This window comes from Runella sp. (assembly GCF_027484545.1).
Taxonomy (GTDB): domain Bacteria; phylum Bacteroidota; class Bacteroidia; order Cytophagales; family Spirosomataceae; genus Runella.
In genome coordinates this window covers 1-4,277 of record NZ_JAIXST010000181.1, presented here as the reverse complement: position 1 = coordinate 4,277, position 4,277 = coordinate 1, and the positions used below count along the sequence as shown (strand labels likewise).

The following is a 4,277-nucleotide window of genomic DNA, read 5'->3' as shown; positions in this document are numbered from 1 at the left end:
ACTTTTTTGCCAATATTGGCAACTACAAAGACAAATTAGAGTCTTTGATAAATACAAATTTCCAAAAACTCAATCCAGCCCCTACTGGATTGCAAACCTCTTTAGTTTGAGTATAAATGGCGTCGGGTAAGAAAATCCTTAAAATCACAACGTGACCAAGAAATGTTCATTTTTTCAAGCAGGAAATCAAGCATTTACGTCAAGCTCAACTGCAGGGTTCAATCCAACTGTGGTTTTATGATGAAACTGGATTTAATTTAAATCCTTCAAGAGTTTACGCTTGGCTACCCAAAAAAAATGCTTGTGAGTTGCCCGCTCAACGGGGAAATGTGCTGACAGTAGCCGGTTTTTTCCAAGTGGATCATACCCTACAAGCTTATTCGCACCAAGGAAGTATGACCAGTGAACCGCGGCGGCGGTCCGACCCAATCAGCCATCCCTTTGAATACTTTGTACTGATGTACTCGTTTGGGATGACACACATGTACTTCTATTAAGCGGAGGCGCTGTTATTTGTGCGAGGTTAAGTAAGGATATAAAAGTCGTTATCACCAGAGGAGTTGCTCCCTATACCGTTGTTTACAGCAATGGGACGATCAATACGACCGTCAATGCCTATACGACCGTCAAAAACATAAGCGTTAGTCCTACATTGACGACGACCTACTACTTAAGTATCTGTTACCGACGCCAACGGTTCGGCCATTTTACCAGCCAACTTAAGCGGAAGTTCCCTTGTAAAAGTAAATTCATTTGATTTGACTTTAATCAATATCGGTCAGTCGAAATAGGCTGTTAAGACAAACGATAAAGTCGCTTGGACTACTCAGTTTATCACCGCCGATGCCGGACCGACCTTGGATTTGAGTAAGGAAGCCAATCCAACGATTTTCTACAGCGAAGATGTAAACAAGACCGCACATCGTTATTGGACAATCAATGCAGAAACCTGCGCTTTGGGCACCAACGGTTCACTGACGTTTGATATGCTCTCCACGCCCGAAACGGGGGTAGTTCCTTCGTACAACACCCACGAAAACAATGCCCCCTATTTTATGTTTGCCAATCGCGAAGGGTTTACCGAACTCTACGCCCAAAACCATCCTGCCTTTGGCTTTTATCAGGACAACGGAAACGGTGTTAATATTCACGACGAAGGCTTCCCCAAGGGTTTATTCAAACTCAGTATTCGGTACTGGGATCAAAAAGGACAGGGAAGTATTTATCCGTCAACCCGCCGGAAATGTACTGGCCTATCAGGAATACTGGTTCCGAATTCAGTTCAAAGATGGGGTCGGAGTAGGTGCCGCAAAAATAGCGGCGGAGAACGGATAACGGATAACGGTTTCTCCGCCCAAGTCATGCCCAATCCAGTTTCTCAAACGTTGCACCTGAGTGTCAATAACGCCAAAGACCAAAAAGTAAACGTGAGCCTATTGGATGCTTCGGGGCGCACGCTGTTACAGCGCACTTTTGTGCCTGAAACCAACCAACATCAGGAGGCGTTTGAGGTGAGCGATATAGCCAACGGAATGTATTTTATGAGAGTTAATACTGCTGTTAAACAAACCACTATCAAGGTCGTTAAAGTCCAATAACCTACCTTCCTGCCCTCTGCATTGCATTGGAGAGGGCAGGATTTCAATTAACAACTCCCGCGGTAAAATCACAGATGCGTCAGATTGTTTTCAGAGCTAAGTACTATTTAGAATCCATATACTTGCATTCAAAAACCTCTCCTTCCATTGATAACGGGAGTTTTTGGATATTTGAAAAAATATACCTGATTACCCTGACCCTACGAAAAAATGTACCTTTTGGAAAACTCATTTCTTGATAAAACAAACCAATTAATCGATAAAAACATTGAAAACCCTACTTATTCAATTGACGAAATTTGCCGTGATCTGGGCATAAGCCGCTCCCAATTATTCCGTCATATTAAGGAAAAAACCAGCCATTCACCTTCACTTTATATCCGTCAAAGAAGGATTCATAAAGGAAAAGAATTGTTGGACAGCACCCCTTTGAAAATAGCTGAAATCGCCTATCGCGTAGGCATTGACAGCCCGCAAAGTTTCAGCAAATACTTTACGGATGAGTTCGGAATCAGTCCCAGCGAATATAGAAAACCGAGAGAAAACGGACAGGCTGACCTGATTGCTGCACCGCCCAATCTCGAAACTCTTACGCAACCATTTCCTACTATTCATCAATTCCCCGCATTAAGAATCAACAATTGGTGGCTTGGTTTAGGCACTGTTCTGCTAATTTGGGCAAGTATTTTTGTTTGGCAACAGTTTACTGCGTCCACAAATTCAACTTCCATTGACTTGGCTTCCTCTCCTGTGCCAACCGAAAACTCCATTGCCGTTTTGCCTTTTAAAAATTTAGGAGCCGCCGAAAATTCATTTTTCAGCGATGGAATTATGGAACAAATTCATACCTCTATTGCTTTGATTGACCATCTGATTGTCATCTCCAAAACTTCCTCCATGCGGTACCGGGACACTAAAAAAACGACACCCCAAATTGCTAAAGAACTCAATGTCAATTACATTCTGGGAAGAACCGTTCTACAAGTGGGTACTACCGTCCATATCAATATTGAATTAATTAAGGCGAACGAAGACCGCGTGGTTTGGGCTAATAATTACGAAGGTGAACTCTCGACTATTTTCAGCCACATGAGTACCCTCGCCAAAGAGATTGCCAATGAATTGAATCAGAAACTCAGTACGGCACAGAATAAAAAAATTGAACGGGTACCGACGACCAATTTGGAGGCCTACAATGAATACTTAAAAGGCAAACAGCTACAGCTTACCCGCGCCAAAGCCGGGTTGGAAGCCAGTATCCAACGTTTTGATAAAGCCTTTGCCTTAGACCCTACTTTTGCCGATGCGTATTCTTACAAAGCTTCGTCGTATTATCTGCTCGGAAGCCTAGATTACATGGATTTGCAAAAGAGCTACCAAATGGCTGAAAAAAATGCCTTAACGGCCATCCGATTGGATGAAAACAATGGCATGGCCTACGCTATTTTGGCCAATGTCTATCGCTCCCAAAATAAATGGGAACAGTCTCTTTCGACGTATCAGGTAGCCTTGAAACATAGCCCAAACGATGCCCAAATCAATTATTGGTATAGTTTAGCGCTCCGCTCCGTAGGAAGATTGGACGAAGCGATTCGATACAGTACCAAAGCCGTTGCTTTAGACCCTTTGTATCCCGTTGTGCTGGTCGGGCACATTGGCAACTGTTCCTATGCGGGTCGATTTGATTTAGCCGAAAAAAGTATCAAAGACGGGGCCATTCTCTTCAGTAACTCCTATCTGTATTACTACGCTACCGCTTTTTATTTTATCAATAAACACGATTATAAGTCTGCCTTAGAGGAGTTCAGAAAATCGGACCGACTTAATTCTGACGTAAAATCAATCAAAACGCTCATCGTTTATTGCCAACTCAAATCGGGGCAAAAAGACCTTGCAGAACCCTATCTCCGTTCCTTGACCGACACCGCCGAAAACTACACATTCTTTGCCATCATTTATGCTGGTCTGAATGACAAAGAAAGTTGTTTACACTACCTCCAAAAAGGCGTTGATGTGGGCATTTTGCCCGAGTACCTGAAAGTATCCCCGATTTTTACCTTCCTTCATTCTGACTCCCGGTTCAAAGCCATCCTCCAAAGAATAGGGTTAGCCGACTCTCCTTCCCTTACTCAGTAGCCAAAAGAGCCAACTTATAAAAAGTCTACAAAAGCCAAAAAAAGTACCAACATGCAACAATATACTAAGTTTTTGACCAAATAGACAAACAGAATTAGCGCTTTCCATCGCTATCTTTGTTGTGTATTTTTACTCAACCCATTTATGAAAACTCTTAACTCTTTCCCCTTTATCCTACTTTTTATCTTTAGCTTTTGGTTCGGGTCGGTAAGCTGTTCTTCTACCGACCGGACCACTGCTTCGCAACAAAACGACTTCGCCCTTGCTACTTCTAATTATACAGTACTGGCCGAAAAAGCCATCTCTTATCAAGCTGATTTTAACGTTGAAGCTTGGGGCGATTTACTCGCTGATGATGTCGAATACATCTTTCCCAATAACACTAAATGGGTAGGAAAAACGGCGGTAGTGGAAGGCTGGAAAAATGTGATTGTCAAAACATAAGTTATTATGGTAGTAGTAAAACTCAAATTTAATCGAGTACAGTTTACCGAACTGACTAATTCCCGATGGGAAATTATAAAAAAAATCGTTGATAATGGT

At 42.5% G+C, this 4,277-nt stretch carries 3 protein-coding genes; all 3 read left to right on the top strand.

The genetic code is table 11. The features are described from left to right. Positions 1 to 857 precede the first annotated feature (857 nt). The 3 genes from Q0081_RS16910 (at position 858) to Q0081_RS16900 (ending at position 4,178) form a co-directional block, all read left to right on the top strand. Entirely contained in the window at positions 858 to 1,598 is a 741-nt protein-coding gene (locus Q0081_RS16910; RefSeq protein ID WP_298355638.1) for a T9SS type A sorting domain-containing protein, read from the top strand. Between the two features lie 219 nt (positions 1,599 to 1,817). After that, entirely contained in the window at positions 1,818 to 3,734 is a 1,917-nt protein-coding gene (locus tag Q0081_RS16905) for a helix-turn-helix domain-containing protein (protein WP_298355635.1), read from the top strand. A gap of 144 nt (positions 3,735 to 3,878) precedes the next feature. Further along, entirely contained in the window at positions 3,879 to 4,178 is a 300-nt protein-coding gene (locus Q0081_RS16900) for a hypothetical protein (RefSeq protein WP_298355632.1), read from the top strand. The last annotated feature ends 99 nt before the right edge of the window (positions 4,179 to 4,277 follow it).